Consider the following 860-nt stretch of genomic DNA (forward strand, 5'->3'; position numbering starts at 1 on the left):
GCGGCGAGCGCGAACCCGCACCCCTTGATCGACTGGAGCGCCTCGACCTCGGCCGAGAGGGGGCCCGCCGCGACGGCGGCCCTGTATTCGGCGAGGAGGGCCTCCCTCGTCTCGTCGGCCGCCTCGGCCTCGTTCCTCAGCGCCGCAAGCGCCCGGATGCCGCCGTCGTCGGCGGGGTGTATGCCGTCGAGCCACCTGAGGAAGCCGTACGTCCAGTACTTCCGGGGGTTGCCGGCCGGCGTCGTGCCGCCGTAGACATAGCCGCGGCGGGCCAGGAACGCCAGGAGCCGCTGCTTCGCCGCTGCGAGCCTAGCGGTCGCGGCGTCGTGGGCGGCGGCGAGGTCCCTGAGCCCCTCGATCTCGGGGGACGGCACCCATACCGGGGTGACGTCGTGCGACAGTATCGCCTTGGCCATCCTGACCGCGTCGTTGCGGTCGTTCTTGGACGAGAGGTCGGCAGCCGACCTCGGGACCTTGGAGACGGCCGCGACGACGCAGTCGACGCCGAGCCCGGAGAGCTCCCTTTGCGGGGCGAAGCCGGGGTAGCCGCTCTCGTAGGCGGCGAGCGACGGGCCGGGGAAGCCCGACATCCACTCCGCGACCTCGCCCCAGGGGTTGCCGCGGAACCTCCTCGTCACGGCCTCGCCCGTCTCCGCGTCGAGCGCGCAGACGGTGGTGGACCTGAGGTGTACGTCCATTCCGAAGGCGGTAGAATATCTAGGCACGGGAGCCTCCCAACCTCGTTGCGGCGCGGCTGCGCCTCTGGCACTTCAACAACATTGTCGCAGCCCCGACCCGCGGTCACGAGCGGGGGCTCCTGTCGTTTCCGTGCCCCTGGATTGGGTCATAGTGTCTGTCGT

General features: G+C 70.9%; 1 protein-coding gene. It reads right to left on the reverse strand.

Going from position 1 to position 860, the window contains the following annotated elements; all coding sequences use genetic code 11:
• On the reverse strand, positions 1-725 hold a 725-nt coding region (locus AAAT03_RS09855; RefSeq protein WP_349103231.1), incomplete at its 3' end, for a transposase.
• Positions 726-860: the final 135 nt, after the last annotated feature.

Origin of the sequence: Collinsella sp. CLA-AA-H167 (genome assembly GCF_040095305.1) — a bacterium.
GTDB lineage: Bacteria > Actinomycetota > Coriobacteriia > Coriobacteriales > Coriobacteriaceae > Collinsella.